The organism is Flavobacterium fluviatile, from assembly GCF_010645065.1.
In the GTDB taxonomy this organism is placed as follows: Bacteria; Bacteroidota; Bacteroidia; order Flavobacteriales; family Flavobacteriaceae; genus Flavobacterium; species Flavobacterium fluviatile.
In genome coordinates, this window is sequence record NZ_JAADZW010000002.1 from 362,013 (window position 1) to 387,352 (window position 25,340).

Consider the following 25,340-nt stretch of genomic DNA (forward strand, 5'->3'; position numbering starts at 1 on the left):
ATGATTTAGGCATTTGCTTTTTCGCTGACTGGTTTTCGATACACAGCATCGTGAACGGTACTGGGCGAAACTCTAAATTCTTTTGCGATCTTTTCTAATCGTGATTTTCTGTTCAATGTTTTATCTGCACGCAGCACTTCAAACATTGCTTTTATCTCAGAATTTCTATTTAGAATAAATTCATGTGTATTCATATTTGTACGCTTTAGAAATTTATTTTTTGTACTTTTCTACAGCAAACTAACTAAATAATATTTATATAACCTAATAATATTTAGATAAAAACTAATAAAATTTAGATGAATAATTTTATAAGCTTGAATATCAAGTATTTATGTGATTTAAAAAATTTAAAGCAAGATGAATTTGGTTTGCTTTTTAATTTAAACAAGGGAGTGATCGGTACTTATGTTCGAGATGCAGCAACTCCGAAGATTGAAATTATTCAGAAGATATGTGCTCAATATAACATTAGTATTGATGAATTTGTAAATAGTGATTTGTCAAAAGGTAAAAGTCAAAATAATTCAGTAAACGAACCTGGTCCCGTTTATCAAAAAGAAGTTCCTTCAGGATTTGTCTTAATTAGTGAAAAGCATTTGAAGTTGCTGGAAAGCACTATCGAAGATAAAAACAAAATCATAAAGGCATTAGAGCTGCGATTGGGCGAATCCGATAAAAGTGAAACTGCATAATCCTATAATGCGGATTGTGCGTGATTGAAACAAATATTATAAACCATAAAAAAAACCAAAATGAAAAAATTATTACTATTAGGAATGTTGTTTATTGGATTAAATTGTTTTGCGCAGGGAACGCATGTATGGAAAGGACAACCTGGAGATGGAAATTCTGATCCAAATTATCCGGCTACAACTGCAAAAGAGTATAATTACTTAACGAAGGGCTTGAAGATTCAACTTGAAAGTGGATTGGATGTCATTGACGGTTATGAGCTTAAAGATGATGGTAAAATAATAGTGCAAAATAAATATGTTTTTACTTTTTCGAACTTGATAGAAAAATCAACCGGAGATTTAAAAGGGGTTTCTGTTATAATGAAATCAGGAGGTAATACACTAACTTATTATCTGTGTATTCCTGTTAATCATCTTACATATTCAAATTATTATGCGCAAACTATTTCTGGTTTTTCTACAGACCAAGCAAGGGCTTATTCAATAGCCTTGTCGGAAAAATATTGGAAGATGGATCGTGCAATTATCAACAAAAACAAGAAAGGTTAATGCCTTTTTTTTTGTAAATATACCAGCCTACAAACGAGCCTGTAACTGGTAGATATAGAGAAATCATAAAAAAATAGGGGATTGAAAAACAGGTAGTTATGTTTTTCAAAAGTACAAAAAAAGGGGTTTGCAAAACTTAAAATCCAGTGAACAGCAATGTTCGTGCGGGTTCAAGTCCCGCTCTGAGTACTAAAGCCTCTTCTTTTGAAGAGGCTTTTTTTATGTTGTACACTTAAAAATGGGAAATTTAAGAAGTAAATTTTAATGTGTTTAATGCAATCAATAATCAACAATCAAAATGGGGGCTTTTGTAATCAGCAGGAGATTTAATGATGAGTATAAATTCGTATTTACTTCCAGGAAAGGAAAAGTTATATTTACTAGTTTAAGTTATGAGTTGAAATTTGAGTGTGAAGAGGATATTGAGAAATTTAAAGTGAATATTGAGCAGGCTAAATTTTTAAAGTTTAAGGGTTCTGGTGGGAAGTATTTCTTTAAGTTGATACTGGGTGAGGTACATTTTGCAACAAGTCGAAAATACACAACAGAATTGCTTTTGCAGAAAGGGATACAAGAGATCGTGTCGTATGCGTCAAAAGCAGAAATTTTAGATTTCTCGTCAAATGATTTGATTTTTGAAGATGAAGTAGTGGCCGAAGATGAGGTGGAATAAAATTTAAAAATTTTTATTATGAAGACTTCGAATTCCAACATTGTATTAAGTGTTGTGTCAGAATTTGGAATTTGTTAAATTTTGAGCATAAAAAAAACCATCTTATTTGATGGTTTTAAAATTTTTAGAACTGTGTCTAATTATTTTTTTTCTTCAACTTCTTTAGCAGTAGAGTCAACTACAGCAGCAGCAGAATCAACTACAGCAGCAGCAGAATCAACAGTTGCAGCAGCAGAATCAACAACTACAGCTGAAGAATCAGCAGCAGTAGTGTCAGCAGCAGCGTCTGCTTTTTTACAAGATACAACAGTTAAAACAGCAACAACAGCTAAACTTAAAAATACTTTTTTCATCTTACTTTATTATAAAAGGTTAATTATTAATTCGAGGCAAAGATATAAATTTTTTAATATGTAAAATATTTTTTTATTTTTTTTTTAAAATATTTTCCTTCGTCTCCTGATGTCTTCTCTTATCAATTAATATGCCAAAATAGTTAAAATGAGACGTATTATTGTATTTTTTGTAAATTTTACTTTTTATTGAATATTCACAAAACGTTTTACTTTTTTTGATGGTCTGATTGTACTTTATTTTGTGTTTCGTTGATTATTCAGTTATCTAAAATGAGAGTTTTTATGGATGTTTTTTATTTACTATGGGAAAATTCCAATCAAAAAAATAAAATTCTAAAGCTGTTGTTTTATGGAATGGTATTTAAAATAGTATCTGTTGCTCCTTTATTGTTCTGAATGTAGGAGCTGCAAATTTCTCTTTTTTCCTGGAGAAAATTAACATCTGAAAGTAAACGGCCAAGAGTTTGTTTTAATTCTTCCTGATTGTTAATAACCATACAGCCTCCAAGCTTTACCAATTCAACAGCTTCGGCAAATCTCGAATAATGAGGTCCAATTACAATTGGAAGTCCAAATGTTGCCGGTTCTAAAATATTGTGAATGCCGGGATTCCCAAAACCGCCGCCAACATATGCGATGGTTCCGTAGCTGTAAATTTTGGTCAGTAAACCAACCGTGTCAATAATAAAAACAGTATAATCAGCTAAATTTTTGTTCTCTTTTTCTGAAAATAAAACTGTTTTTTTTGAAATTGAGTTTTTCAGATTTTCAATTTGCTCTTTCTTTATATTGTGGGGTGCTATGATGAATTTTACATTTTTGGGAGCCTGATTGATATATTCACTTAGCAATACTTCATCTTTAGGCCAGGAACTTCCGATAACTATTGTGGGCTGGTTGTTTTTGAAAACATCAATAAATTCCAGTGAATTGTCTCTTTCTAAGATGGCATTTACCCGATCAAAACGAGTATCGCCCGAAACAATAACGTTGTGAAATCCTATTGATTCGATTTTGGCTTTTGAATTTTCGTTCTGAACAAAAAAATACGTAAAAGTTTTTAATGCTTTTCTGTAAAACCCTCCATACCATTTAAAAAACATCTGATTGTCTCTGAAGATTCCTGAAATTAAGTAAGTAGGTGTATTTAATTTTTTTAGTTCGTTTAAGTAATTGAGCCAGAATTCATATTTTATAAAAAAGACTAATTCAGGATGAACTAATTTTAAAAACTGTTTTGCATTAGTCTTAGTATCCAGTGGAAGATAGAGAGTTATGTCAGCGACATTGTTGTTTTTGCGGACTTCGTAGCCCGAAGGCGAAAAAAAGGTAACAATAATCTTATGTTCAGGATATTTTTCTTTAATTTTTTCAATGACCGGAAGACCTTGTTCGTATTCACCTAAGGATGCTGAGTGAAACCAGATTGTTTTGTCCTCATATTTTATTTTTTCCTTTAATATCACAAAAACATTTTTTCTTCCATTTACAAAAAGTTTCATTTTGGGGCTAAAAAGTGCTGCTGTTTTAAGGAAAAAACCAGCAATTAGAACGAGTAAATTGTATAGAAAAAGCATCTGTTTATTTTTGTGGCTAAAATACGTTTCTTTCGATTATTTTTCATTGTTTGAAGGTATTAAATAACTATTTTTGCTTTCGTTTTAAAGATTTTGGTGAATCCGGATCTTCAGATTTAAATAAGAAGATAAATGAAAAAAATTCAAATGGTTGACTTAAAAAGTCAGTATGAAAAGATAAAAACTGCTGTAGATACCTCTATTCAGGAGGTTTTAGATACAAATACTTATATAAATGGACCTTTAGTTCATCAGTTTCAGAAAAATCTTGAAGAGTATCTGGGTGCAAAACATGTAATTCCATGCGCAAACGGTACCGATGCTTTACAGATTGCCATGATGGGACTGGATTTGAAGCCAGGAGACGAAGTTATTACGGCAGATTTTACTTTTGCGGCAACAGTTGAGGTCATTGCTTTGCTGCAGTTGACTCCGGTTTTGGTGGATGTTGATTTGCAAAATATGAATATCGATATTGATGCTGTCAAAAAAGCCATTACACCAAAAACAAAAGCAATTGTTCCGGTGCATTTATTCGGACGTGCTGCCAATATGGATGCGATTATGGAAATTGCGGCTGAACACAATTTATACGTGATTGAAGATAATGCACAGGCAATTGGAGCTGACTATATTTCGAAATCAGGCGAAAAAAGTAAAGTTGGAGTTATTGGCCACGTTGCAGCAACATCGTTTTTTCCGTCTAAAAACTTAGGCTGTTACGGAGACGGCGGTGCGATTTTTACAAATGACGATAATCTGGCGCATATTATTCGTGGAATCGTAAATCACGGAATGTATGAACGCTACCATCATGATGTTGTGGGGGTTAATTCACGTTTGGATAGCATCCAGGCTGGCGTTTTAAACGCAAAGTTACCGCTTTTAGATCAATATAATCAAGCGCGACGTTTAGCGGCAACGAAATACAATGCGGCTTTAGCAGGAAATGCAAAAATTATAACACCTCAATTTGATGCAAACCAAAATGATCACGTTTTTCATCAATATGTATTAAGAATTTTGAATGCAGACAGAAATGCACTGATGCAGCATTTATTGGACAAAGGAATACCATGCGCGATTTATTATCCGATTCCGTTACATTCTCAGAAAGCTTATGCTGATTCACGTTATAAAGAAGAACAGTTTCCTGTAACGAATCAATTAGTGAAAGAAGTAATTGCATTGCCAATGCATACGGAACTTGATGATGAACAAATTAAGTTTATTACAGATTCTGTTTTAGAATTTCTGGCTAAATAATTCAATTTATCAAAATAATAAAAACCCAAATTATCAGTTTAGATGATTTGGGTTTTTATTTGAAATTAATCTACTTTCTTAAAAACCAAAAGCTTTCCTGAAGGGTTGGAAAGAGTTAGTCTATTGTTCTTAATGGAATAAGTAGTGGTGTTTTGAAGCGCTTTTACAAACTTGTCTTCCTTATTATTTTCGTCACAGGCCATTAAAGTAGAAGTTATATTGTTGAATCTGAGTAAATCATTTTCGAAAAATAAACTTCCGCTAATCGAATTGCAGCCTCCAAATCCTATGAATCTGTTTTCTTCTGCGTGGATTTCGATTCGGGGTAATTCTTTTTGAAAATCTGCCACAAAGACTTTGCGTTCGTTTAATTCTTCTAAAACCCAAATGTCATGCAAACGGTAGTCAGTAATGTATTTTCCGCACCCTTCTGTCTTTTGATAGTTTTTTTCTGTATTGTTCCTGATTTCAATAGAGACTTTATAAGGAGAAATTGCTCCGGACATAGAATTTTGACATTCAATTTGCTGGACAGAAATTTTAATACTTGATTCTGCATTGCCGGCTTTATATGTTTTAATATTGGCATCCATTGCCCTGACGGGTTTAACGGATGAAAAACTTAGATTTTCTTTTCCTTGTATTAATGAAGTAAATACAATTTTTTCTCTTCCAATTTTTAATTCCCAGAAAGGTTCGTTTCCGGTTGCTTTAAAATAAGTTTTAATATTCTCTTCAGATGCAATTTCTGAAGGAGTATTTAAGTCAGGGTCTTTTGGGTTTGTGGACTTGCAGCTATATAGTAATAATGTGATGTATATAATTAAGTACTTTTTCATAGAAATGATTAAGATTATAAAAAAATTAATGCCATGTCCTGATGACAATATGATATTGTCTATTCAAATTTAAGGAAAATAGTACATATAAAATAGTTTGCAAAAATACCTCTAAGCCTGAATACCTCGTACTTGCACGCAATACGGAAAAATACGTATTTAGAAGAATTCTAATTAATAAAAAAAATACGTAGATAAGTATTTTGTATAAGTATTTATACTTATATTTGCGTAGTAATACTTAATTAAAGAAATCATGATTAAAGTAATAGTAGTTGGAAACGGAATGGTGGGTTATAAATTCTGCGAAAAATTTATAGCAAAATCGGGACAGGAGAATTATCAAATTACCGTATTTGGGGAAGAGCCCAGACGTGCTTATGATCGTGTTCACTTAAGTGAATACTTTGGAGGGAAAACGGCTGATGACTTATCATTATCAACAAGTGAATGGTATGCGGAGAATAATATTACTTTAAATACTTCTGAATTAGTTACTGATATTAACAGAGAAGAAAAAACAATCCATACGCACTTAGAAAAAACACATAAGTATGATTACTTAGTTCTGGCAACAGGTTCGTCTGCTTTCGTACCGCCAATTGACGGAGTAGAAAAAGAAGGTGTTTTTGTTTACAGAACCATCGAGGATCTTGATGCAATTATGGCGTATGCCAAAAAAATAAAACAAAAAGGAGCTACTGAAGCTGCTGTTTTAGGTGGAGGTTTGTTAGGCCTTGAAGCAGCAAAAGCAGTTCGCGATTTGGGACTTAATCCACATGTTGTGGAATTTGCACCCCGTCTGATGCCAAGGCAATTGGACAAAGGAGCAAGTGATATGCTGCAGTCAAAAATTGAGGAATTGAATATTGGAATTCATCTTAATAAGGCAACGCAATATATCGACGGAAAAGAATGTATAACAGGAATGATGTTTGCTGAGAATGAGTTGTTAAAAGTAGACATGTTGGTTATATCTGCCGGAATTAAACCGCGTGATGAGCTGGCCAGAGTTTCGGGACTTGAAGTTGGTTTGCGTGGCGGGGTTGTGGTAAACAATCAAATGCAAACATCAGATCCTTCTATTTTTGCTATTGGAGAGGTGGCTCTTTATAATCAAAATATTTATGGTCTTGTAGCTCCGGGTTATGAAATGGCCGACGTTGCTGCAGAGCAAATCTTAAATGGTTCCAAAACCATGAGAGAAACCATCGATATGTCGACACAATTGAAATTGATTGGTGTTGAAGTTGCGAGTTTTGGTGATCCTTTTATCGAAAATGATGAGGTAACCGCTATCATTTATGAAAATAAATTATCAGGAGTTTATAAAAGAATTAATGTAACTAAAGATTCTAAAACCTTATTAGGCGGAATTTTAGTGGGTGATTCAAGTGATTACAATTCACTCTTTCAGATTTACATCAACGGAATGGCTTTGCCTAAAAATCCGGAAGATTTGATTTTAGGTTCAAGAGACGGTTCTGAAAGTTCAGCTGTAGGTGTAATGGATTTACCGGATACTGCTGTAATCTGTTCTTGCGAAAATGTAACAAAAGGAGCTATCTGTTGTTCTGTTTTAGATGAGACCTGCTCCAATCTTTCAGATGTTGTGAAACTTACCAAAGCAACTTCAGGCTGTGGAGGATGTAAGCCAATGGTTTCTGATTTGGTAAAAGCAGCTCAGAAATCTATGGGTAAAGAAGTAAAGGATGTTATCTGTGAACACTTTAATTATACACGTCAGGAGTTGTTTGATTTAGTTAAAATCAATAAATACACTAATTTTTATGATGTAATTGATCATCATGGAAAAGGTGATGGCTGTGAGGTTTGTAAACCTGTACTTGCTTCAATTTTTTCAAGTATTTACAACGATACGGCTAACAAACATATTACAACCCAGGATACAAACGACAGATTTTTGGCTAACATTCAAAGAAACGGAACCTATTCTGTAGTGCCAAGGGTTGCCGGAGGAGAAATTACTGCTGAGAAATTAATTGTAATAGGAGAGGTTGCTAGACAATTCGATTTATATACAAAAATTACCGGAGCACAACGTGTTGATTTGTTCGGGGCACATTTGGATGATCTTCCTAAAATCTGGAAAGTATTAATCGATAATGGATTTGAAAGCGGGCACGCTTACGGAAAATCTCTTAGAGCTGTAAAAAGCTGTGTTGGAAATGCATGGTGTCGTTACGGAATGGATGACAGTGCCGGTTTTGCAATCGAACTGGAAAACAGATACAAAGGAATTCGCTCTCCGCATAAATTAAAAGGTGGTGTTTCAGCTTGTATCCGTGAATGTGCCGAAGCTCGTGGAAAAGATTTTGGTTTAATTGCTGTAGAAGGCGGCTGGAACTTATACATCTGCGGTAACGGTGGGGCGAATCCAAAACATGCTGTTTTGCTTGCTGAACAAATTGACAAAGAAACTGTAATTAAATATATGGACCGCTTTTTAATGTATTATATCAGAACGGCTGGTCCACTAATCAGAACATCAACCTGGCTTGAAAAACTGGAAGGTGGTTTGGATTACTTAAAAGAAGTGATTATCGAAGACAGCTTGGGTATCTGCGAAACTTTAGAAGCTGAAATGCTGACTTTGGTGAACACATTTGAATGTGAATGGAAACAGGCTATTGAGAATCCAAGATTATTAAAACGTTTTAGTCATTTTGTGAACTCTGAAGAAAAAGATGATAATGTGACTTTTGTTCCGATGAGAGATCAAAAAATGCCAAAAGCCTGGTCATAAATTAATATTTAAAACACACAGGAACATAGATTTTATAAACTCAAAAGATATTATTTCATGCAGTTATAGCTATGTGTGAGAAACGAGTTTCTTTAAGAGTTCCTTTTCCGACAATTAAAATCTATGTTCCTGTGTGGTTAAAAAGTTTAAAAAACAGAATTAACGATTGCTGTCCTCTTACCCTCTTTTTTACTGCGCCATCAAACTCTCTTGATTGTAAAAAGAGGGATAAGAATACAGAACTATAAATACAACCAAAATGGAAGAAATTTTAAACCAATACGAAACTGTGCACCCAAGCGATGCCAAAATATGGTTCAAAGCCGGGAATGTGAGTGATTTTCCAACTAACCGTGGCGGTTGCATCAAATACAAAAATAAACAAATTGCGGTTTTTAACTTTGCGCGCCGTAACGAATGGTATGCCTGCCAAAATGCCTGTCCGCACAAAATGGAAATGGTATTGTCAAGAGGAATGACGGGTTCTACTGAAGATATTCCTAAAATTGCCTGCCCACTTCACAAAAAAACGTTTTCATTAGTTGATGGTTCTAACCTGAATGGCGACGATTTAAAAATTGCAACATATCCGGTTAAAATTGTTGAAGACGAAGTGTTCGTTGGCTTTTTAGATTAATTGCGTATATTTGAAAATATATTTTCAATAAAAATGAGTACACCTTTCCAGAAAGCAAGCGAATGGATTGATGCTGAAAATGCGCAGGATCCAAACATAGAAATTGATCAGAATATTGAATATCCAAAAGAGCTTTTGTACTCAAACAGGATGTATGAAAAACTGATGCAGTTTTGTCCTGAAGCTTCAGAAGAAGTTCAGATTGCATCAAAAGCACAGCATATCTGCCGTTGGAAAGTGGCCCGCGAATCGTATCCAATGGATCGCGTAGGATATTTAAGATGGCGGGAGGATTTAAAAAAGTTTCACGCCAAAACTACTGCTGAAATTCTCGAAAGAGCAGGATACGAGCAAACTTTTATTGATCGTGTTTCTTTTTTAATTGAAAAAAAATTACTTAAAAAAGATGCCGAAACCCAATTGCTGGAAGATGTAATTTGTCTGGTATTCTTAGATTATTACCTAGAACCGTTTGTTGAAAAGCACGATGATGAAAAACTAAAAAATATCATCAAAAAAACCTGGGATAAAATGTCTGAAAAAGGACATCAGGAAGCCTTGAAAATCAATTATTCTGAAGAAAACTTAAATCTGATAAAAGCATCTTTGGGATTATAATCTGATTTTATAAAAGAGCGGAAGCGAATTCATTTCCGCTATAACAAATAGTATCTTCGATGAAAAAAGGCAATCAGGAAGTTGCAGAGAAAATTACATTCAAAAATTTACGACGTTTGTATTTTTTTGCACTCTGGACTATTGCCGTAACTATTATATTAAGTCAGCTTTTAATTCAGTACAACTTAAAACAGCAGCTTAGCGATTCTAAAATTATCAATATTTCAGGAAAGCAAAGGATGCTGAGCCAAAGAATTACCAAAGAAATTTTAATTTTAAATTTTGTTTCTGATACTTCTCCAAAAAGTGAAATTGCACATGTGAGAAATGTTTTGTCACTCTGGAAAACCAACCAGCATGCTTTAGAAAATGGCAGTGACAGTCTTGCTTTTCCAACAGAAAAGAGTGAAGAATTATCTAAATTATATGAAGAAATTAAACCAAGTTTTAACAACATTGTTGAATCTGTCAATTTGTTTCTTTTAAATTTAGAGCAAAAAAATAATGCTTCCGATAATCAAAAGCTCGTTCAGAAAATCCTGAGAAATGAAGGAATCTTTCTTTCGAAAATGAATGAAATCGTAACCCAATACGATAAAGAAGCACATGAAAAAGTAACGGAGCAGCGTACAACCGAATATTGGATTTTCGGATTTACTTTACTGGTTCTGGTTTTAGAATTCTTTTTCATCTTCAAGCCTACAAATAAGAAAATTGAAAAGCTTATTGCCAGACTTTTGTCATCTCAAAAGAAAGCCTTAAAGTTGGCCTACGATACTGAAATCATTAGTGAGATAAAGGAAAACTCTGTAAAAGAGCTGAAATCGCTGAATTATGCGATGGAAAATACTTTACTCTATTGCCGAATAGCTCCCGATGGCTCTATTATTCACGTAGGTGAAAAATTTGCAAAGCTTTTGAATTATACCAAATTTTCTTCAAATAAAACCTTTTCACAGATTTTGACTACTGATGAAAAAGAACAGCGTAATATAGACCGTATTATTTTTGAGAAGCAAAGAAGCGGCTGGCAGGGCGAAATTAAAATCCACAACAGGGAAGATCAGACAATCTGGCTTGATTTATCCATGGTTCCGGTAATGATTAAAAAGGATGAACTGGAACTTTTAATCGTTTGTTTCAATATTACTGAACGAAAAAAGGCACAACGTGAAGTAGAGCGCCTGAATATCGAAAACAGTACCGAAAAAATCAATCAGCAAAAGATTATTTCGAGCAAAATTGTTGAAAATCAGGAAAACGAGCAAAATCGTATTGCCAAGGAAATTCATGATGGAATAGGGCAGATGCTGACGGGATTAAAATTTAGTCTTGAAAGTATCAATCTGGACGACAAAGAAAAGTCGGCACAAAAAATAGAATATCTGAAAAAATTATCACTCGATATTATAAAAGGGGTCCGAACGGCAACTTTTAACCTGATGCCACCCGAATTAAGTGACCACGGAATAGTTTCATCAATCTCAAAACTGACTCAGGAACTTTCGAAACTGACAGGAAAGGAAATTTTGTTCTACAACAAAACCGATTTTGATCAGCGTTTAGACTCTCTGATCGAAATAAATATTTACCGTCTTACTCAGGAAGCGATTAATAACGCGATAAAATACGCAGAATCAACCCACATAATTGTCCAGCTTTCTCATAGTGAAACTTTATTAAGTATTATTATCGATGACAACGGAAAAGGGTTTGACAAAACAGCTGTTGATAAAAAGCGAAACAGCGAATCCGGAATGGGATTATTATTTATGAACGAAAGGATTCAGTATATCAACGGGCGTGTATTTATAAACTCCATTCCCGGAGAAGGAACCAGGATTACATTTAATATTCCGATTTCGAAAATTGATGTTTAGTAATTAGAAAATGTTAATATACAAACTGATGCTTTTTAGAAGTATCGGTTTTTTTATTTTGGCGTGACCACAAGGGTCGGGCTATCCGTTGCAAGTCCTCGCACTTCCTTCGTCAGGCTCCGGGCTTTCCTCTTCTATCCCTCACGCGAACGGGTTATCCGGAAGCTTTTGTTATTAACAGCCATATTCTCAATACAATTACCCGCAATCTTGTCATTTCGACGAATGGAGAAATCGCACGCGGGATTCCGCAAAGTAAAGCGCCAATCTTTGTAGAATTTCTAGTGTGATTTCTCCTTGCGTCGAAATGACAAACTGTATGGTTACTTATTCTAAAAACAACTAAAATAAAATCTGCTGAATCTGCAAAATCTGCGGGAGAACCCTTTGCGATCTTTCTTCTAACTTAAAACAAAGCTTTGCGTTTCTTTGCAAACTTTGCTGTAAAACACACATTGCGTAGACGCACTGCAGTGCGCCTCTACTTTTGCGCTCTTGGCGTAAATCCTTGTGAACTTGCTTTTAAATATAGATTGTGCCAGAGACGCACTGCAGTGCGCCTCTACATTAAGACATGTGAATTGAACTTTGCGGTTAAAATCATTTTTCGCTACTTTTACTACTCAAACATTTACATCACTCCAAAATGAAAATACTACTCCTGGGTTCAGGCGAGTTAGGCAAAGAATTTGTCATTGCCGCACAACGCATAGGACAAAATATAATTGCAGTTGACAGTTACGAAAACGCTCCGGCGATGCAGGTAGCACATGGCTTTGAAGTCATAAATATGCTGGACGGCGAAGCTCTTGACCGAATCGTAGCCAAACACCAACCGGATTTTATCGTTCCAGAAATAGAAGCCATTCGAACCGAACGTTTTTACGATTACGAAAAACAAGGTATTACCGTTGTGCCTTCTGCTAAAGCGGCCAACTTTACGATGAACCGTAAAGCCATTCGTGATTTAGCCTCAAAAGAATTAGGTTTAAAAACTGCAAAATACCAATATGCAACGTCAGCATCTGAACTTCAAAAAGCGGTTCAGGAAGTCGGAATTCCGTGTGTGGTTAAACCATTGATGTCTTCTTCCGGAAAAGGGCAGTCGACAATAAAAACACAGGATGATATTTTAAAAGCCTGGGAATATGCCGTAGCGGGTTCGCGTGGTGATGTAATTGAAGTGATCGTAGAAGCTTTTGTCGATTTCCATTCTGAAATTACACTTTTAACAATTACTCAAAATAACAATCCAACTTTATTCTGCGCGCCAATTGGACATAGACAGGAAAGAGGAGATTATCAGGAAAGCTGGCAGCCGGCTCAGGTTTCAGAAAAAGACTTGTACGAAGCGCAGGATATGGCCGAAAAAATCACCGAAGCACTTGGCGGTGCAGGACTTTTTGGTGTTGAATTTTTCTTAACAAACGAAGGCGTTTATTTCTCTGAACTTTCTCCGCGTCCGCATGATACAGGAATGGTAACTTTGGCTGGAACGCAAAATTTCAACGAATTCGAATTGCATTTAAGAGCGATCTTAAGTCTGCCAATTTTCGAAATCACTTTAGAAAAAGCCGGTGCAAGTGCCGTAGTTTTAGCTTCAGAAAATTCTGAAAATCCAACTTTTAGCGGAATAGAAAAAGTAGCCGCTTTGCCTAAAACTGATTTCAGGATTTTTGGCAAACCAACTTCAAGACTTTACCGCAGAATGGGAGTTGTTTTAAGTCACGATTCCCTTTCTACTCCAATTAACGAAGTAACTGAACGCGCCAAAGAAACAGCAAAATTAATAACTGTAAATGCTTAAAAAATGGCGTTAATTCTTGAAAATATTGCCAAACACGTTTCGCTGACACCAGAAGAACAAGAGCTTTTTTTATCCAAATTAGAAACGAACACTTACAAAGCTAAAACCATTTTACTAAATGCCGGCGAAGTATGCAAACATTCCTATTTTGTGAATTCCGGTATTTTAAGAAGTTTCAATATCAACGATAATATTGTAGAACATGTTCTTGCATTTGCCTGCGAAGGCTGGTGGATGAGCGATATGTACAGTTATTTTTCGCAAAAACCGGGACAGCTTTTTATTGAAGTTCTGGAAGAAGCTGATGTCGTTTCCTTATCCAAAGAAAATCAGGAACAGTTGTATCGTGAAATTCCGAAACTGGAACGTTTTTTCAGGATTTTGATAGAGAATTCATTAGTTGCCAATCAACAGCGATTAATGGACAATTTAAGCTTGCCAGCTGAAGAACGCTTCGAGAAATTCTGCGCCAAATACGGAACACTGGTTCATAAAGTGCCTCAAAAACAAATCGCCTCTTTTATTGGTGTGACGCCTGAGTTTTTTAGTAAGATGAAAAGCAAAATGCTTCGAAAGTAATCAGGACTAGATAGATATGTTTTTTTTGAATTATATTTATACTAAAATTTTCAAGAAAACTAATTATGAAAAAAGTTTACCTTAAAATAAACAAGCCCTGTACAGAAAATTGGGACAATATGAAGTCAACAACAAATGGCAGCTATTGCGAACTTTGTTCTAAAACAGTAATTGATTTTAGTAAACTAAATCAAAATGAAATTGCACATATAATGAAAAAAGCAGATAATAATATCTGTGCAAGAGTAACACAAAATCAGCTTTTTACTCCTTTATTGCTTTTGGAGCCTCCAAAAAAACACTCCTTACGCGTTTCAAATATAGCGGCTGGTTTAATGATTGCTACAACTTTAGCAACATCTGTTCAATTACAGGCTCATAATAATCCTAAGTTAAAGACTGAAGTTACACCAACTGCGATTTCTTCTTTAAAATCCAATAACAATAAAAAAGAGAACCCTCCGAATGAAACGGAGCCTGATAAAATAACTGTTTTTAAAGGTGTCATCACTTCTGAAGATAAAAATGAACCTGTCGAAAATGCTAAAGTTACGTTTGTGACGCTTAAAAAAGTTTTTACCGCCTTTACTTTAAAAGACGGTACATTTTCTATCGTTATTCCGACAAACTTAATTGATTCTGATAATGTGGTACGAGTGAATTATGAAGCGGTAAAAAGTCCTGCTAAAGCAGATAATTTCTTAGGATTTGAATCAAAGGATCTGATTTTAAACAAAAAAGAGATGAATTCCATTTATCAAATAAAAGCCGGGCCTGTGGTGTTTTATCTGGGAGGAGCCAGTCTGTCACTTTCAGAACGAAGGCCGAATGTGGTTTTCTATAACGGAAAAGAAATTTTGGATTATGATTACAGTCGTATCTATACGAAATACATTAAAGACCGTAAAGAAAATCTAAACATTTATTCTTTTAATTCAGAAACAGCAAAAGCACTTTATCATAAAGAAGACATCGAAAGTCTTTATATAATAATTGATTCTGTAGAATGATGTTATTTACTACACAATAAATTAAAGCTTCAAAAATATAATGGTTTTGATATTTTTTGAGGAAGTTTCATAACTTAAAAGATTACGGTTTTACAAATCTGCAGAGAATTATGAAAATGAAATATCTAATCCAGCCCTGATAGCAGCGGCATCCTGTTGCTGCGGGGTTCGCAGCAATAGATACAGCGGATAGCAGGACTAAAGGTCTTTTGAAAACTAAGTTATTGCTCCTGAAAATCCATCGTCAAATATTTGCTAAATTGTAGAGTTACTTGCGGGATCCTTCTTTTGTCAGGATGACAAGATTGGAAAAAACTTAGAATCTTAGCGACTCAGAACCTCAGCACCTTTTCTTAATCTACATTAAGCGCTTTTCATCTATGACGGTGGTATCTTTGTACTATAAAAATAACAAATACACGAAATCATGGAAAATATAGTATTGCACAAAGCAGAATCAAGAGGAAATGCAAATCACGGATGGCTTAATGCTTATCACAGCTTTAGTTTTGCAAGCTGGTACAATCCTGACAGAATTCAGTTTGGGGCACTTCGTGTTTTAAACGATGATACAGTCGCTGGTGGAATGGGGTTTGGCACGCATCCACACGATAATATGGAGATCATTACTATTCCGTTGGAAGGTGATTTGGCTCACAAAGACAGTATGGGAAATGCCGCTACCATAAAAACCGGCGATGTACAGGTAATGAGTGCCGGAACCGGGATTCAGCATAGTGAGTTTAATCCGAATGCCGATCAGCGCACCAAACTTTTTCAGATCTGGTTATTTCCAAAAAAGAGAAATGTAGAACCTCGTTATCAACAAATTACGTTAGATAAATCGTTAGAGAAAAATAATTTTGCTCAAATATTATCACCAAACGAAGACGACGAAGGCGTTTGGATTCATCAGGACGCCTGGTTTTATCTGAGTGATTTTGACGCAGCTTTCTCTAAAAAATTAGCTCTGAAAAAAGAAGGAAATGGTTTTTATATCATGAACATCGAAGGTGAAATTGAGGTTAACGGACAAAAACTGGAAACCAGAGATGCATTAGGGATTTGGGACACCGCCGAAATCGAAATTAAAGCCAATACTGCCGCTAAATTTTTAGTTATGGAAGTTCCGATGAATTACTAATTCTGGGAAATGGCTCAAATTTAATTGTCAAAATGATGGCAGCTTTCAATACACCAAACAGGTTTTGATACAACTTGTTTGGTGTATTCTTTTTTAGAACAAACAATTAAATATCAATCTATTACGTTTTAATTATTTCTTAATCTAGGTTAAGTGCTTCAGAACAACTGTCGCCGTAACTTTGTCTTATCAAAATGAAACAAGTTAATTATTAAAAAAATAAAATTATGGCAATTACAAAATGGTCAATAGACCCAACTCACTCAGAAATTGGTTTTAAAGTAAAACATATGATGTTTACTAATGTTTCAGGAAAATTTTTAACTTATGATGCAACTATCACCACAGATGGAGATGATTTCGAAAATGCAGCCATCGAATTTTCTGCAGACATCGCTTCTATCGATACTGCAAACGCAGACCGTGACAATCACTTAAAAAGCGGTGATTTTTTTGATGCAGAAAATCATCCTAAACTGACTTTTAAAGCCTCATCTTTCAAAAAAATTAATGATGAAAAATATGAAATCACAGGAGATTTAAACATCAGAGGTATTGCAAAAACAGTTGTTTTCCCGGTAGAATATAGCGGAATACTGACTGATCCATGGGGAAATACAAAAGTAGGTTTGAGTATCGAAGGAAAAATTAACCGTAAAGACTGGGGTTTAAACTGGAACTCAGCTCTTGAAACGGGTGGTGTTTTGGTTGGAGAAGAAGTAAAATTAAACATCGAATTGCAGTTTGCTAAACAGGCTTAAGCAATTCATTCTGGTTTCTTTCATATAAGAAAACCCTTCTTAGACAAAAGTTTAAGAAGGGTTTGGTATTTTATAATCTTAAATTGAACCCGTTGGGTGAAATTATTTTTTTTCAATTCTATCGCATCAGCTTAGAAATAAATCTGTGTAAATCTGCTTTAATCTGTGTAAATCTGCGTGAAAAATTAATACGCAAAAGTATTTCACGCAGATTTTAAAGGATTTTCGCAGATCAAATTAGATTTAATCCTTGAATGGAGCTATTTTATTCTATTTCGCCCAACGAGTTAAATTGAATAAAAAATTAAGTATTTGCCGTAGCAGCTTCCTTGTCAATTTTATTGATTAAACCTGCTAATACTTTTCCGGGCCCGACTTCTGTAAATAATGTAGCACCATCGGCGATCATCTGCTGTACAGACTGTGTCCATTTTACAGGGGCTGTTAACTGAATAATTAGGTTCTTTTTAATTTCGGCAGCATCAGAAACTGCATTTGCCGTTACATTTTGGTACACCGGACAAATTGGAGTAGAGAAAGTAGTCGCTTCAATAGCTGCTGCCAGTTCTTCTCTTGCCGGCTCCATCATTGGCGAATGAAAAGCACCTCCAACAGGTAAAATCAAAGCACGTTTTGCTCCCGCAGCTTTCATCGCATCGCACGCTTTTTCAACCGCTGAGGTTTCTCCTGAAATTACCAATTGTCCAGGGCAGTTGTAATTTGCCGCAACCACAACTCCGTCGATAGAAGCACAAACTTCTTCAACAATGTTGTCAGCAAGCCCTAAAACAGCCGCCATCGTAGAAGGAGTGATTTCACAGGCTTTTTGCATCGCCAAAGCACGCTGCGAAACTAATTTTAATCCGTCTTCAAATGATAATGCTCCGTTGGCAACCAATGCAGAAAATTCTCCTAAAGAATGTCCCGCTACCATTTCAGGCTTAAAATCATCTCCTAAAGTTTTTGCCAGAATAACGGAGTGTAAAAAAACGGCTGGCTGTGTTACTTTCGTTTCTTTTAGTTCTTCGGCAGTGCCTTCAAACATGATATCTGTAATTCTGAAACCTAAAATTTCATTCGCTTTTTCGAATAATTCTTTTGCTAATGGGGATGTTTCATATAAGTCTTTGCCCATTCCTGTAAACTGTGCGCCCTGACCCGGAAATACGTATGCTTTCATTTGTCTAATTTATTTTTTTATTTTTTTGAAATTGAAAATTAGTTTCAATTGAAAGGCAAAAATAGCATTTTTTTAGCTCGTATAATCCTTAAAAATGTAAATCCACGCTAATCTTGAGAATCGGAGATTAAAAGAAGTCAGCAGGATAATGACAAAGGCAATAATCGGAATGATTCTTAAATCGAATGTGTTTTCAAAGAAAAACTGGGCGATACAATATGTAGTAATTCCCTGAGCTACTGTGAGACCATAATTTACATACATGGCGCCAAAGAAAAATCCGGGTTCTTTTTGAAATTTATAGTGACAATGACTGCAGGTTTCATTCATTTTCGGGAAACCAAAATTCAGGTAAATATTCTTGTCTTTAAAAACTTTCCCTTTATGACAATGCGGACATTCGTTTTTTAAAATATGGATTAATGAATTTGACATGACTTTTGTTGTTTTTATTTAAACAAAGGTAAATCAGATTCTTTCAAAACCTTTTTTATATCTTCGCTAGTTGTAGCACAATAAAGACATTTCTAAATTTAATTCTCAAAAAAATTAAATCCCAAATGCCAAAAAAAAATGCTTCTCCTATTTGGTATCGCTTAGGTCCAAATTCCAAATTTTGAAGGTAATTTTATATCCGTAATAGAAATTCTCTGCGTATGAAAAAATATCCGGTTTATAGTGTAGAAAATTTTAGCTGTAATGATATTCATCGTGAATTTTATGTGAATACATTTAAGGAGCATTTAAAAAGCCATAGTTTTATTGAGGAACCCCATCGGCATGATTCGTATCTGATGGTCTTTTTTACGGATGGTTGCGGAATCCATGAAATCGATTTTGACCGTTTTGAAATTAAGAAAGGGAGTTTGTTTGTGCTTCAGCCCGGACAGATGCATCATTGGAGTTTATCTGAAGATATTGAAGGCTTTGTGATTATATTTTCGCAGGAACTTTATAATTTGTATTTCGGTCAGAAAAATATTAATGACTACAACTTTTATCATTCGATTCACAATCGTCCCGAAATGTTTTTTGAAATAGCTGAAATGCCTAAGATTTTACCTTATTTCAATCTTTTGATTGAAGAAAACAGCCCGCAGAATAATTTTCAACTGGACAAAATGCTGAATTTACTGGATTGTATTCATATCGAAATTTCACGTAAATACAGTGAAACCTATTCACACAAAACGCATTCGTACAATATTAAAATAAATGCCTTTGAAAAGCTTTTGGAAGAGCATTTTAAAAAAGAAAAACTACCGTCTTTTTATGCCGAAAAACTAAGCATCACTCTGAAACACCTCAACCGGATTTGTAATGAAATTTTACAAAAAACAGCCACAGAAGTTATTATGGATAGGGTAATTCTTGAAATCAAACGAATGTTAACCGATAAACAACTGGCTGTAAACGAAGTCGCATCGGCTATTGGATATGAAGATTACTCTTATTTTTCAAGGGTTTTCAAAAAACAGACAGGGGTTTCTCCGACAGCTTTTCGGGAATCGAAAAAATAAAAAAAATTAAACCATATAAGTTATATAAGTTCATTTAAAGTTGACTTATCTCTGTTGTAAAGCATTTCAACTTCGCTCAATATATGTTATATCGCTTATCAATGTCAGGCTGAGCGGAGTCGAAGCCCTCGTTTTCATAAGCCTTCGACTCCGCTCAGGGTGACAATTGTAAAACTAAACCACAAAGTAAAATGAACTTATATACTTATATGGTTTGAAAACACAACAGTTACGCAGTAACAGTTTCTAAAATTTTAAAGTTGCTTTTAGGTGCATCGCACAGTGAACAGCAATAGGTTTCTGCTAAATCTGTGAATAAAATACCGTTTGGAATGTTCTGACTCTCGTCGCCGTATTCCGGATTGTATAGTGAAAGGCATTCCTGACATTGGTAAATATCCAGTATAGGTTTTTCTTTTTTCTGATTATTTTCGACTGTTTCGGGAACTAAATTTCCTAATTCCTCAAAGTATTTTCGGCTCAGTTCAATTAAAATGGTTGGCAGCTCCAGCTTGTCAATATCCTGAGAGTGTACAATGTATTCTCTTGTATTTGGGTCGAAATTCTTCGCAAACAAAACATTGTAAGTGTCACGGATTTTAATCGATTCCAGATCTTTAGGCAATTCATTTTTTTCGATTACAATAGAAGTAAAATAATGCCCGTCACGATTGTATTCAGAGATACCGAAATTTAAACCGTAGGTACTGATGTCAAACTGATCCAGCGTTCGTACCAGAAAGGTTTTAAGGTTCAGCGCCCATTCCATCGCTACAGGCAAATGCCAGTTCAGTTCTAAAAGGGAATGACGTACATTGATTCCTTTTTTTCCTAAAAATTTCTCCCATTCCAGTTTTCGGTTTTTCGGTATTCCTTTTACAATAAAGGATTTCCATGGTGTGATACATATTTTACCGATTTTACAGTCGAAACACAAATCGCACATTTCTCTCAGAAATTCCAAATCATAAAGATTATTTCTCCAGTACAAACCAAGCCAGTACTGATCGATTCCCATCCTGTTCATCCCTTCGTAATACGGAAAAGGATAAAAAGGAACATTGAGGGGTTTATCAATCGTTCTGTTGTTAGTATCCAGCGCTTCGGTAACCAGGCTAAAAATCAGGTCAATTCCGCAGGATTCTTCAGTAGTGACAATGCGCTCTATTTCGTAATAAAACGTCGCAATATCCCAGCTGTAAATCAATACAGGATAGACTTCCATACGCTGCCATTTCGGCAAACGAATATATAGATACCAGTAATCTTCATGCTCGGAAGCAATAAAATTGAGGTGTCCTGTAAACAATGGAACCAGCTGCTGCTTAGGATCGTTGATATTTACTTTAAGCTTTGGCTGATCTTTGAATTGTTCTAATATATATAAAAATTTATTTCCGGTAAGCCAGTTTGTGTTTCTGAAAATATCGGTAGAAACATAAGACGAAACAATATTATTGCCACTCTTTTGATCGGGAAAAACAAAATGATGTTTCCCCATTTTCTCTTTCTCTAAAGCCTTAAAGCCTTTTGGAAAAATAATATCCTGTCTTGAACCAAATGAAATCGAATCCAAACCCTGATCCATTGCCATGTTGACAACTTCTCTGAGTTCTCCCGGCGAAATAACGCCTCCTTTTACTATTAATCTCGTTAATTCCATTTTCTTAATTTTGTTTGACGTTTCAGGTTTTTTTAGTTTCAGGTTCTGTACACGTTCCAATAACCTGAAACGTGAAACAAAAGAAACTAAACCTTACATTTTGCTAAAATCTCTTTAACCTCTGTTTTGCAGCTTCCGCAGCCTAATCCGGCTCCGGTATTTTTACATAAATCAGTAAAATTATTTACACCGCTTTTAATGGTTTCTTCAATATTTCCTGCTCCTACCTGGCTGCAGGAACATACTAATTTTCCGAGAACAGGTTTTGCATTCGAACTTCCTCTAAGCAATAAATTTCGTTTTTCAGATAATTCGATTTTGCTTTCAATCATGGTTTTGAATTCGGCAAATTCGTTTTTGTCTCCCATTAAAATAGCACCGACTAATAAATCATTCTTGACGATACACTTTTTGTAATAACGCTGTTTCAGATCAGAGAAAACAATTTCTTCATAGGAATCATCATTTTCAGGAATTTCTACTTCACCGATGCTGCACAAATTGATATCTTCCAGTTTAAGGATGTTCATTAAAACAGAACCTTTGTAGTAACTGCTGATATCTCCTGCAAGAAAGTTGGCCAGAATGTCGGCCTGTTCTTCTGCTGCAGATGTGATTCCGAATAGTCTGTTATTAAATTCGGCTATTTCACCAATGGCATAAATATCCGGATTTGAAGATTGTAAATACTGATTTACTTTTACTCCGCGTCCGCAGGAAAGTCCTGTTTCACGTGCAATTTCAATATTTGGAATCGTTCCAATGGTGTACACTATTGCATTTGCAGTAATAATTTTTCCACTTTTTAAAGCGATTTCAAGTTCATTTTCGTTGTCGGTTTCAAAAACGGTGCTCACTTCGTTATCAAAATAAATCTGGATATCACGAAGCTGTACTTCTTCTGCCAGTAATTTGCTTGAAATTCGGTCCAGCTGTCGTTCCATCAATCGGGAAGCCCTTTGAATTATAGTTGTTTTTACTTTTTTATGTTTAAGCGCCGCTGCCAGTTCCAGTCCCAATAAACCTCCGCCTACGATTACAACGTGCTGTTCTTCAGGAGGTAAATTAGTATTATCAAGGTGTGCTTTTAAACGATCTGCATCTTCTTTTCGTCTTACAGTAAAGCGTCCCGGTAAATGTAATTGCGCGTTTTCCGGTACAAAAGGACGGCTTCCTGTAGCCAGAATCAATGAATCGTAAGAGTGTCTGTCGCCATTACTATCTATTATGTTTTTTTCGGCAGCATTAATTTTACCAACAGCCACACCGGCATTCATGGTAATTTTCAGTTTATTTAGTGCCTCTCCATCCTTTACCTTTAATAATTGTTCCCAGCTGAATTCGCCCGTCATATACTCAGGGAGCAATACGCGATTGTAAAACGGATTTATTTCATTAGAAAAAACAATAATTTCATCAGTCGAATTAAATTCACGGTAATTCTGAATGAAACGGAAGGCAGCTGCTCCCGCACCAACAATGGCAATTTTCCGGAAAGGTTTTACATATTTGTTAATAGCTACTGTAGTATATTTAAAATCCGGCTCTTTTGAAATTGGATCAACTAAAGTATTGGTTAGATTATTAGTTCTGTTTAAGTCGTTTTCAAGCTGTTTTCCCCAGTGCATTGGCAGAAAAACTACTTTTTCCCTAATCGAATCGGTTACTTTTGCTTTTACGCGAACCTCTCCGTTTTTACTGGTTACAGTTACAATGTCCCCATCTTTGATATCGTTTTTAAAAGCATCAATCGGATTTATTTCAAGTACCGGACTTGGGGTATGTGTCATTAAACGGGAAACTTTTCCGGTTTTGGTCATCGTATGCCATTGGTCACGCACCCTTCCTGTGGTGAGGATAAACGGAAATTGAGGTGTTGGCTGCTCAGATGTATTTTCAATAGACGTTGGTAAATTAAAAATCGCTTTTTGAGAAGGAGTATAGAATTTTTTATCCGTAAAAAGACGAGGAGTTCCCGGGTGTCCATAATCAGGGACAGGCCATTGAAAAGTTCCCTCGGTTTTTAAACGGTTATAATTTAAGAATGAGATATCAATATTGGTGTTTTTGGTCAGGGCACAATGTTCTTTGTAGATTTCTTCGGCATTATTAAAATTGAAACCGTTAAAATTCATTTTTTTAGCAAAACGAATTAAAATTTCGATGTCCGGAAGTGCTTCTCCCGGTGGATTTACTCCTTTTGGCAAGTACGCAATACGGCGCTCAGAGTTGGTCATAGTGCCTTCTTTTTCCAGCCATCCGGCAGCAGGCAATAATAAATCGGCATATTTGGCTGTATCGGCATTATGCGAAATATCCTGAACCACAACAAATTTGGCATTTTGCAGTGCTTTTTCGGCACGACGGGAATCAGGCAAACTTACTAACGGATTGGTGCAGATAATCCAAACTGCTTTCATTTTACCTGATTCCAGTGCTTCGAACATTTCGGTTGCGGTTAAACCCGGTTTTTCCGATATTGAATCAACACCCCAAAAATCAGCCACTTCTTTCCTGTGTTCCGGATTCGCCAAATCTTTATGCGCAGCCAGCAAACTGGCCATTCCGCCAACTTCTCTTCCTCCCATTGCATTAGGCTGACCTGTCAAAGAAAAAGGCCCTGAACCTGGTTTTCCCACGTGACCTGTCAAAAGTGATAAATTCAGTAAAGCGGTATTTTTATCTACCCCTACCACGCTCTGATTCAGACCCATTGCCCATAACGAAATAAATCCTTTTGCTTTTCCGATAGTATCTGCAGCAAGTTTGATGTCGTTTACTGAGATTCCACATAATTTTGAGGCTTTCTCCAGTGAAGTTCCTAAAACTAAATCTTTGTATTGTTTAAAATTTTCAGCATGATTTTTTACGAAGTCGTGATCTACATATCCTTTTTCGATGATGCGTTTTGCCATCGCATGATATAAAATAATATCAGAACCAGGAATAATCTGCAAATGCAAATCGGCGAATGCGGCAGTATCCGTTCTTCTTGGATCTACTACAATGATTTTGACTTTTGGATTATTTTCTTTGTGTTTTTCCAGTCTTCTGAATAAAATAGGATGGCACCAGGCAGGATTTGCACCCGTAATTAAAAATGTATCAGCCAACTCGATATCATCATACGAAATTGGCACAGAATCTTCTCCAAATGTTTTTTTGTAACCCACTACTGCAGAACTCATACACAGCCTGGAATTGGTATCTATATTATTTGTCTTTAAAAAACCTTTTACTAATTTATTGACCAGATAATATTCTTCGGTTAAACACTGTCCCGAAATATAGAAGCCAACACTATCTGCGCCATGTTTTTTTATAATAGAAGAAAAAACAGCCGCAGCACGATCAATTGCAGTATCCCAGCTTACACGCTCTAAAGGATAGGATTTGCTTCCTCTCATTTCCGGATACAAAATCCTGTCAGAAGTATCGTTAACTACATAATGTAGGTTTCTTCCTTTAGAACACAACATGCCTTTGTTTACAGGATGGTCTTTGTCTCCTTCAACCATTACACCATTTTTCGGATCGTTTGTAACGATAATTCCGCAGCCAACGCCACAGTAGGAACAGGTAGTTTTGATTTTTGTGTTTTGCATCCTGGTAATTTTTAAATATTAAAATTGCTCTCTTTTAACAAAGTTTCAGATAAAGCACTTATTTAATCACATACAAAAATAAGTATTTTTACGTATAAATACGTATTTTATTAATTTATTTTTCTATTTTTGATTCAAAATAAATAAGGAACGGAAAATTCGTTTGTATATAAGGAATTAGTGATTAGTCCTTAATAATTAGATCTGAAAA

At 35.3% G+C, this 25,340-nt stretch carries 22 protein-coding genes; 14 read left to right on the forward strand and 8 right to left on the reverse strand.

Annotated elements, in window-relative coordinates:
- Positions 1-5: 5 nt before the first annotated feature.
- Positions 6-194 (reverse strand): hypothetical protein, encoded by a 189-nt coding sequence (locus tag GXM17_RS04990; RefSeq protein ID WP_163398182.1) that lies wholly within the window; start codon positions 192-194, stop codon positions 6-8.
- 105 nt (positions 195-299) lie between these two features.
- Here GXM17_RS04990 and GXM17_RS04995 point away from each other — a divergent pair, with 105 nt between their 5' ends.
- The 3 genes from GXM17_RS04995 to GXM17_RS05005 all read left to right on the forward strand — a co-directional run bounded on the left by GXM17_RS04995 (position 300) and on the right by GXM17_RS05005 (position 1,920).
- A complete protein-coding gene (locus GXM17_RS04995) occupies positions 300-695 on the forward strand; it encodes a helix-turn-helix domain-containing protein (protein WP_163398183.1) in 396 nt (131 codons plus the stop codon).
- 60 nt (positions 696-755) lie between these two features.
- The gene (locus GXM17_RS05000) at positions 756-1,247 is read left to right on the forward strand and encodes a hypothetical protein (protein ID WP_163398184.1); all 492 of its coding nucleotides are present in this window, start codon (positions 756-758) and stop codon (positions 1,245-1,247) included.
- 298 nt (positions 1,248-1,545) lie between these two features.
- Entirely contained in the window at positions 1,546-1,920 is a 375-nt protein-coding gene (locus GXM17_RS05005; protein WP_163398185.1) for a DUF1508 domain-containing protein, read from the forward strand.
- A gap of 140 nt (positions 1,921-2,060) precedes the next feature.
- Here the strand turns inward: GXM17_RS05005 and GXM17_RS05010 are convergent, their stop codons facing one another.
- Together GXM17_RS05010 and GXM17_RS05015 are read right to left on the reverse strand one after the other, a co-directional pair.
- Positions 2,061-2,273 (reverse strand): PG1828 family lipoprotein, encoded by a 213-nt coding sequence (locus tag GXM17_RS05010; protein WP_163398186.1) that lies wholly within the window; start codon positions 2,271-2,273, stop codon positions 2,061-2,063.
- Between the two features lie 350 nt (positions 2,274-2,623).
- Positions 2,624-3,853, reverse strand: a complete 1,230-nt coding sequence (locus tag GXM17_RS05015; RefSeq protein WP_163398187.1) for a 3-deoxy-D-manno-octulosonic acid transferase — start codon at positions 3,851-3,853, stop codon at positions 2,624-2,626.
- A gap of 132 nt (positions 3,854-3,985) precedes the next feature.
- On the opposite strand from GXM17_RS05015, the gene GXM17_RS05020 reads away from it, so the two are divergent.
- Entirely contained in the window at positions 3,986-5,119 is a 1,134-nt protein-coding gene (locus GXM17_RS05020; protein WP_163398188.1) for a DegT/DnrJ/EryC1/StrS family aminotransferase, read from the forward strand.
- 65 nt (positions 5,120-5,184) lie between these two features.
- Here GXM17_RS05020 and GXM17_RS05025 read toward each other — a convergent pair whose 3' ends face one another.
- Positions 5,185-5,958, reverse strand: coding sequence for an META domain-containing protein (locus tag GXM17_RS05025; protein ID WP_163398189.1), 774 nt, complete (start codon positions 5,956-5,958; stop codon positions 5,185-5,187).
- A gap of 256 nt (positions 5,959-6,214) precedes the next feature.
- Between GXM17_RS05025 and nirB the strand changes: the two genes are divergently transcribed.
- The 9 genes from nirB (at position 6,215) to GXM17_RS05070 (ending at position 17,161) form a co-directional block, all read left to right on the forward strand.
- Entirely contained in the window at positions 6,215-8,725 is a 2,511-nt protein-coding gene (gene nirB, locus GXM17_RS05030; RefSeq protein WP_163398190.1) for a nitrite reductase large subunit NirB, read from the forward strand.
- A 259-nt stretch (positions 8,726-8,984) separates the two neighbouring features.
- The gene (gene nirD, locus GXM17_RS05035) at positions 8,985-9,362 is read left to right on the forward strand and encodes a nitrite reductase small subunit NirD (protein ID WP_163398191.1); all 378 of its coding nucleotides are present in this window, start codon (positions 8,985-8,987) and stop codon (positions 9,360-9,362) included.
- Positions 9,363-9,395: 33 nt separating this feature from the next.
- Positions 9,396-9,980 (forward strand): DUF4202 domain-containing protein, encoded by a 585-nt coding sequence (locus GXM17_RS05040; RefSeq protein ID WP_163398192.1) that lies wholly within the window; start codon positions 9,396-9,398, stop codon positions 9,978-9,980.
- Between the two features lie 59 nt (positions 9,981-10,039).
- On the forward strand, positions 10,040-11,860 hold the full coding sequence (locus GXM17_RS05045) for a sensor histidine kinase (protein WP_163398193.1): 1,821 nt from the start codon (positions 10,040-10,042) through the stop codon (positions 11,858-11,860).
- Between the two features lie 646 nt (positions 11,861-12,506).
- A complete protein-coding gene (gene purT / locus GXM17_RS05050; protein ID WP_163398194.1) occupies positions 12,507-13,667 on the forward strand; it encodes a formate-dependent phosphoribosylglycinamide formyltransferase in 1,161 nt (386 codons plus the stop codon).
- Positions 13,668-13,670: 3 nt separating this feature from the next.
- A complete protein-coding gene (locus tag GXM17_RS05055; protein WP_163398195.1) occupies positions 13,671-14,246 on the forward strand; it encodes a Crp/Fnr family transcriptional regulator in 576 nt (191 codons plus the stop codon).
- Between the two features lie 119 nt (positions 14,247-14,365).
- Positions 14,366-15,256 carry a hypothetical protein gene (locus GXM17_RS05060; protein WP_163398196.1) on the forward strand — a complete coding sequence of 297 codons (891 nt, stop codon included), beginning with the start codon at positions 14,366-14,368 and terminating at the stop codon, positions 15,254-15,256.
- Positions 15,257-15,683: 427 nt separating this feature from the next.
- Positions 15,684-16,400: a pirin family protein gene (locus GXM17_RS05065; RefSeq protein ID WP_163398197.1), complete on the forward strand. Its 717-nt coding sequence runs from the start codon at positions 15,684-15,686 to the stop codon at positions 16,398-16,400.
- Positions 16,401-16,627: 227 nt separating this feature from the next.
- On the forward strand, positions 16,628-17,161 hold the full coding sequence (locus tag GXM17_RS05070; RefSeq protein WP_163398198.1) for a YceI family protein: 534 nt from the start codon (positions 16,628-16,630) through the stop codon (positions 17,159-17,161).
- 304 nt (positions 17,162-17,465) lie between these two features.
- Here the strand turns inward: GXM17_RS05070 and fabD are convergent, their stop codons facing one another.
- Together fabD and GXM17_RS05080 are read right to left on the reverse strand one after the other, a co-directional pair.
- The gene (gene fabD, locus GXM17_RS05075; protein WP_163398199.1) at positions 17,466-18,341 is read right to left on the reverse strand and encodes an ACP S-malonyltransferase; all 876 of its coding nucleotides are present in this window, start codon (positions 18,339-18,341) and stop codon (positions 17,466-17,468) included.
- A gap of 72 nt (positions 18,342-18,413) precedes the next feature.
- A complete protein-coding gene (locus GXM17_RS05080) occupies positions 18,414-18,776 on the reverse strand; it encodes a DUF983 domain-containing protein (RefSeq protein WP_163398200.1) in 363 nt (120 codons plus the stop codon).
- Positions 18,777-18,997: 221 nt separating this feature from the next.
- Here GXM17_RS05080 and GXM17_RS05085 point away from each other — a divergent pair, with 221 nt between their 5' ends.
- Positions 18,998-19,861, forward strand: a complete 864-nt coding sequence (locus GXM17_RS05085) for an AraC family transcriptional regulator (RefSeq protein WP_163398201.1) — start codon at positions 18,998-19,000, stop codon at positions 19,859-19,861.
- 229 nt (positions 19,862-20,090) lie between these two features.
- On the opposite strand, the gene GXM17_RS05090 is transcribed toward GXM17_RS05085, so the two are convergent.
- Positions 20,091-21,524, reverse strand: coding sequence for a rubredoxin (locus GXM17_RS05090; protein ID WP_163398202.1), 1,434 nt, complete (start codon positions 21,522-21,524; stop codon positions 20,091-20,093).
- Between the two features lie 86 nt (positions 21,525-21,610).
- Positions 21,611-25,129 (reverse strand): nitrate reductase, encoded by a 3,519-nt coding sequence (locus tag GXM17_RS05095; RefSeq protein ID WP_163398203.1) that lies wholly within the window; start codon positions 25,127-25,129, stop codon positions 21,611-21,613.
- Positions 25,130-25,340: the final 211 nt, after the last annotated feature.

Excerpts from the sequence above, each read along its gene's own strand:
- GXM17_RS05085 (WP_163398201.1), top strand. The coding sequence starts at position 18,998 with ATGAAAAAATATCCGGTTTATAGTGTAGAAAATTTTAGCTGTAATGAT.
- GXM17_RS05065 (WP_163398197.1), top strand. The coding sequence starts at position 15,684 with ATGGAAAATATAGTATTGCACAAAGCAGAATCAAGAGGAAATGCAAAT.
- GXM17_RS05060 (WP_163398196.1), top strand. The coding sequence starts at position 14,366 with ATGAAGTCAACAACAAATGGCAGCTATTGCGAACTTTGTTCTAAAACA.
- GXM17_RS04990 (WP_163398182.1), bottom strand. The coding sequence starts at position 194 with ATGAATACACATGAATTTATTCTAAATAGAAATTCTGAGATAAAAGCA.
- GXM17_RS05070 (WP_163398198.1), top strand. The coding sequence starts at position 16,628 with ATGGCAATTACAAAATGGTCAATAGACCCAACTCACTCAGAAATTGGT.
- GXM17_RS05040 (WP_163398192.1), top strand. The coding sequence starts at position 9,396 with ATGAGTACACCTTTCCAGAAAGCAAGCGAATGGATTGATGCTGAAAAT.
- GXM17_RS05090 (WP_163398202.1), bottom strand. The coding sequence starts at position 21,524 with ATGGAATTAACGAGATTAATAGTAAAAGGAGGCGTTATTTCGCCGGGA.
- GXM17_RS04995 (WP_163398183.1), top strand. The coding sequence starts at position 300 with ATGAATAATTTTATAAGCTTGAATATCAAGTATTTATGTGATTTAAAA.
- nirB (WP_163398190.1), top strand. The coding sequence starts at position 6,215 with ATGATTAAAGTAATAGTAGTTGGAAACGGAATGGTGGGTTATAAATTC.
- GXM17_RS05025 (WP_163398189.1), bottom strand. The coding sequence starts at position 5,958 with ATGAAAAAGTACTTAATTATATACATCACATTATTACTATATAGCTGC.
- GXM17_RS05005 (WP_163398185.1), top strand. The coding sequence starts at position 1,546 with ATGGGGGCTTTTGTAATCAGCAGGAGATTTAATGATGAGTATAAATTC.
- GXM17_RS05045 (WP_163398193.1), top strand. The coding sequence starts at position 10,040 with ATGAAAAAAGGCAATCAGGAAGTTGCAGAGAAAATTACATTCAAAAAT.
- GXM17_RS05010 (WP_163398186.1), bottom strand. The coding sequence starts at position 2,273 with ATGAAAAAAGTATTTTTAAGTTTAGCTGTTGTTGCTGTTTTAACTGTT.
- GXM17_RS05015 (WP_163398187.1), bottom strand. The coding sequence starts at position 3,853 with ATGCTTTTTCTATACAATTTACTCGTTCTAATTGCTGGTTTTTTCCTT.
- GXM17_RS05095 (WP_163398203.1), bottom strand. The coding sequence starts at position 25,129 with ATGCAAAACACAAAAATCAAAACTACCTGTTCCTACTGTGGCGTTGGC.
- GXM17_RS05055 (WP_163398195.1), top strand. The coding sequence starts at position 13,671 with ATGGCGTTAATTCTTGAAAATATTGCCAAACACGTTTCGCTGACACCA.
- GXM17_RS05000 (WP_163398184.1), top strand. The coding sequence starts at position 756 with ATGAAAAAATTATTACTATTAGGAATGTTGTTTATTGGATTAAATTGT.
- GXM17_RS05020 (WP_163398188.1), top strand. The coding sequence starts at position 3,986 with ATGAAAAAAATTCAAATGGTTGACTTAAAAAGTCAGTATGAAAAGATA.
- fabD (WP_163398199.1), bottom strand. The coding sequence starts at position 18,341 with ATGAAAGCATACGTATTTCCGGGTCAGGGCGCACAGTTTACAGGAATG.
- GXM17_RS05080 (WP_163398200.1), bottom strand. The coding sequence starts at position 18,776 with ATGTCAAATTCATTAATCCATATTTTAAAAAACGAATGTCCGCATTGT.
- purT (WP_163398194.1), top strand. The coding sequence starts at position 12,507 with ATGAAAATACTACTCCTGGGTTCAGGCGAGTTAGGCAAAGAATTTGTC.
- nirD (WP_163398191.1), top strand. The coding sequence starts at position 8,985 with ATGGAAGAAATTTTAAACCAATACGAAACTGTGCACCCAAGCGATGCC.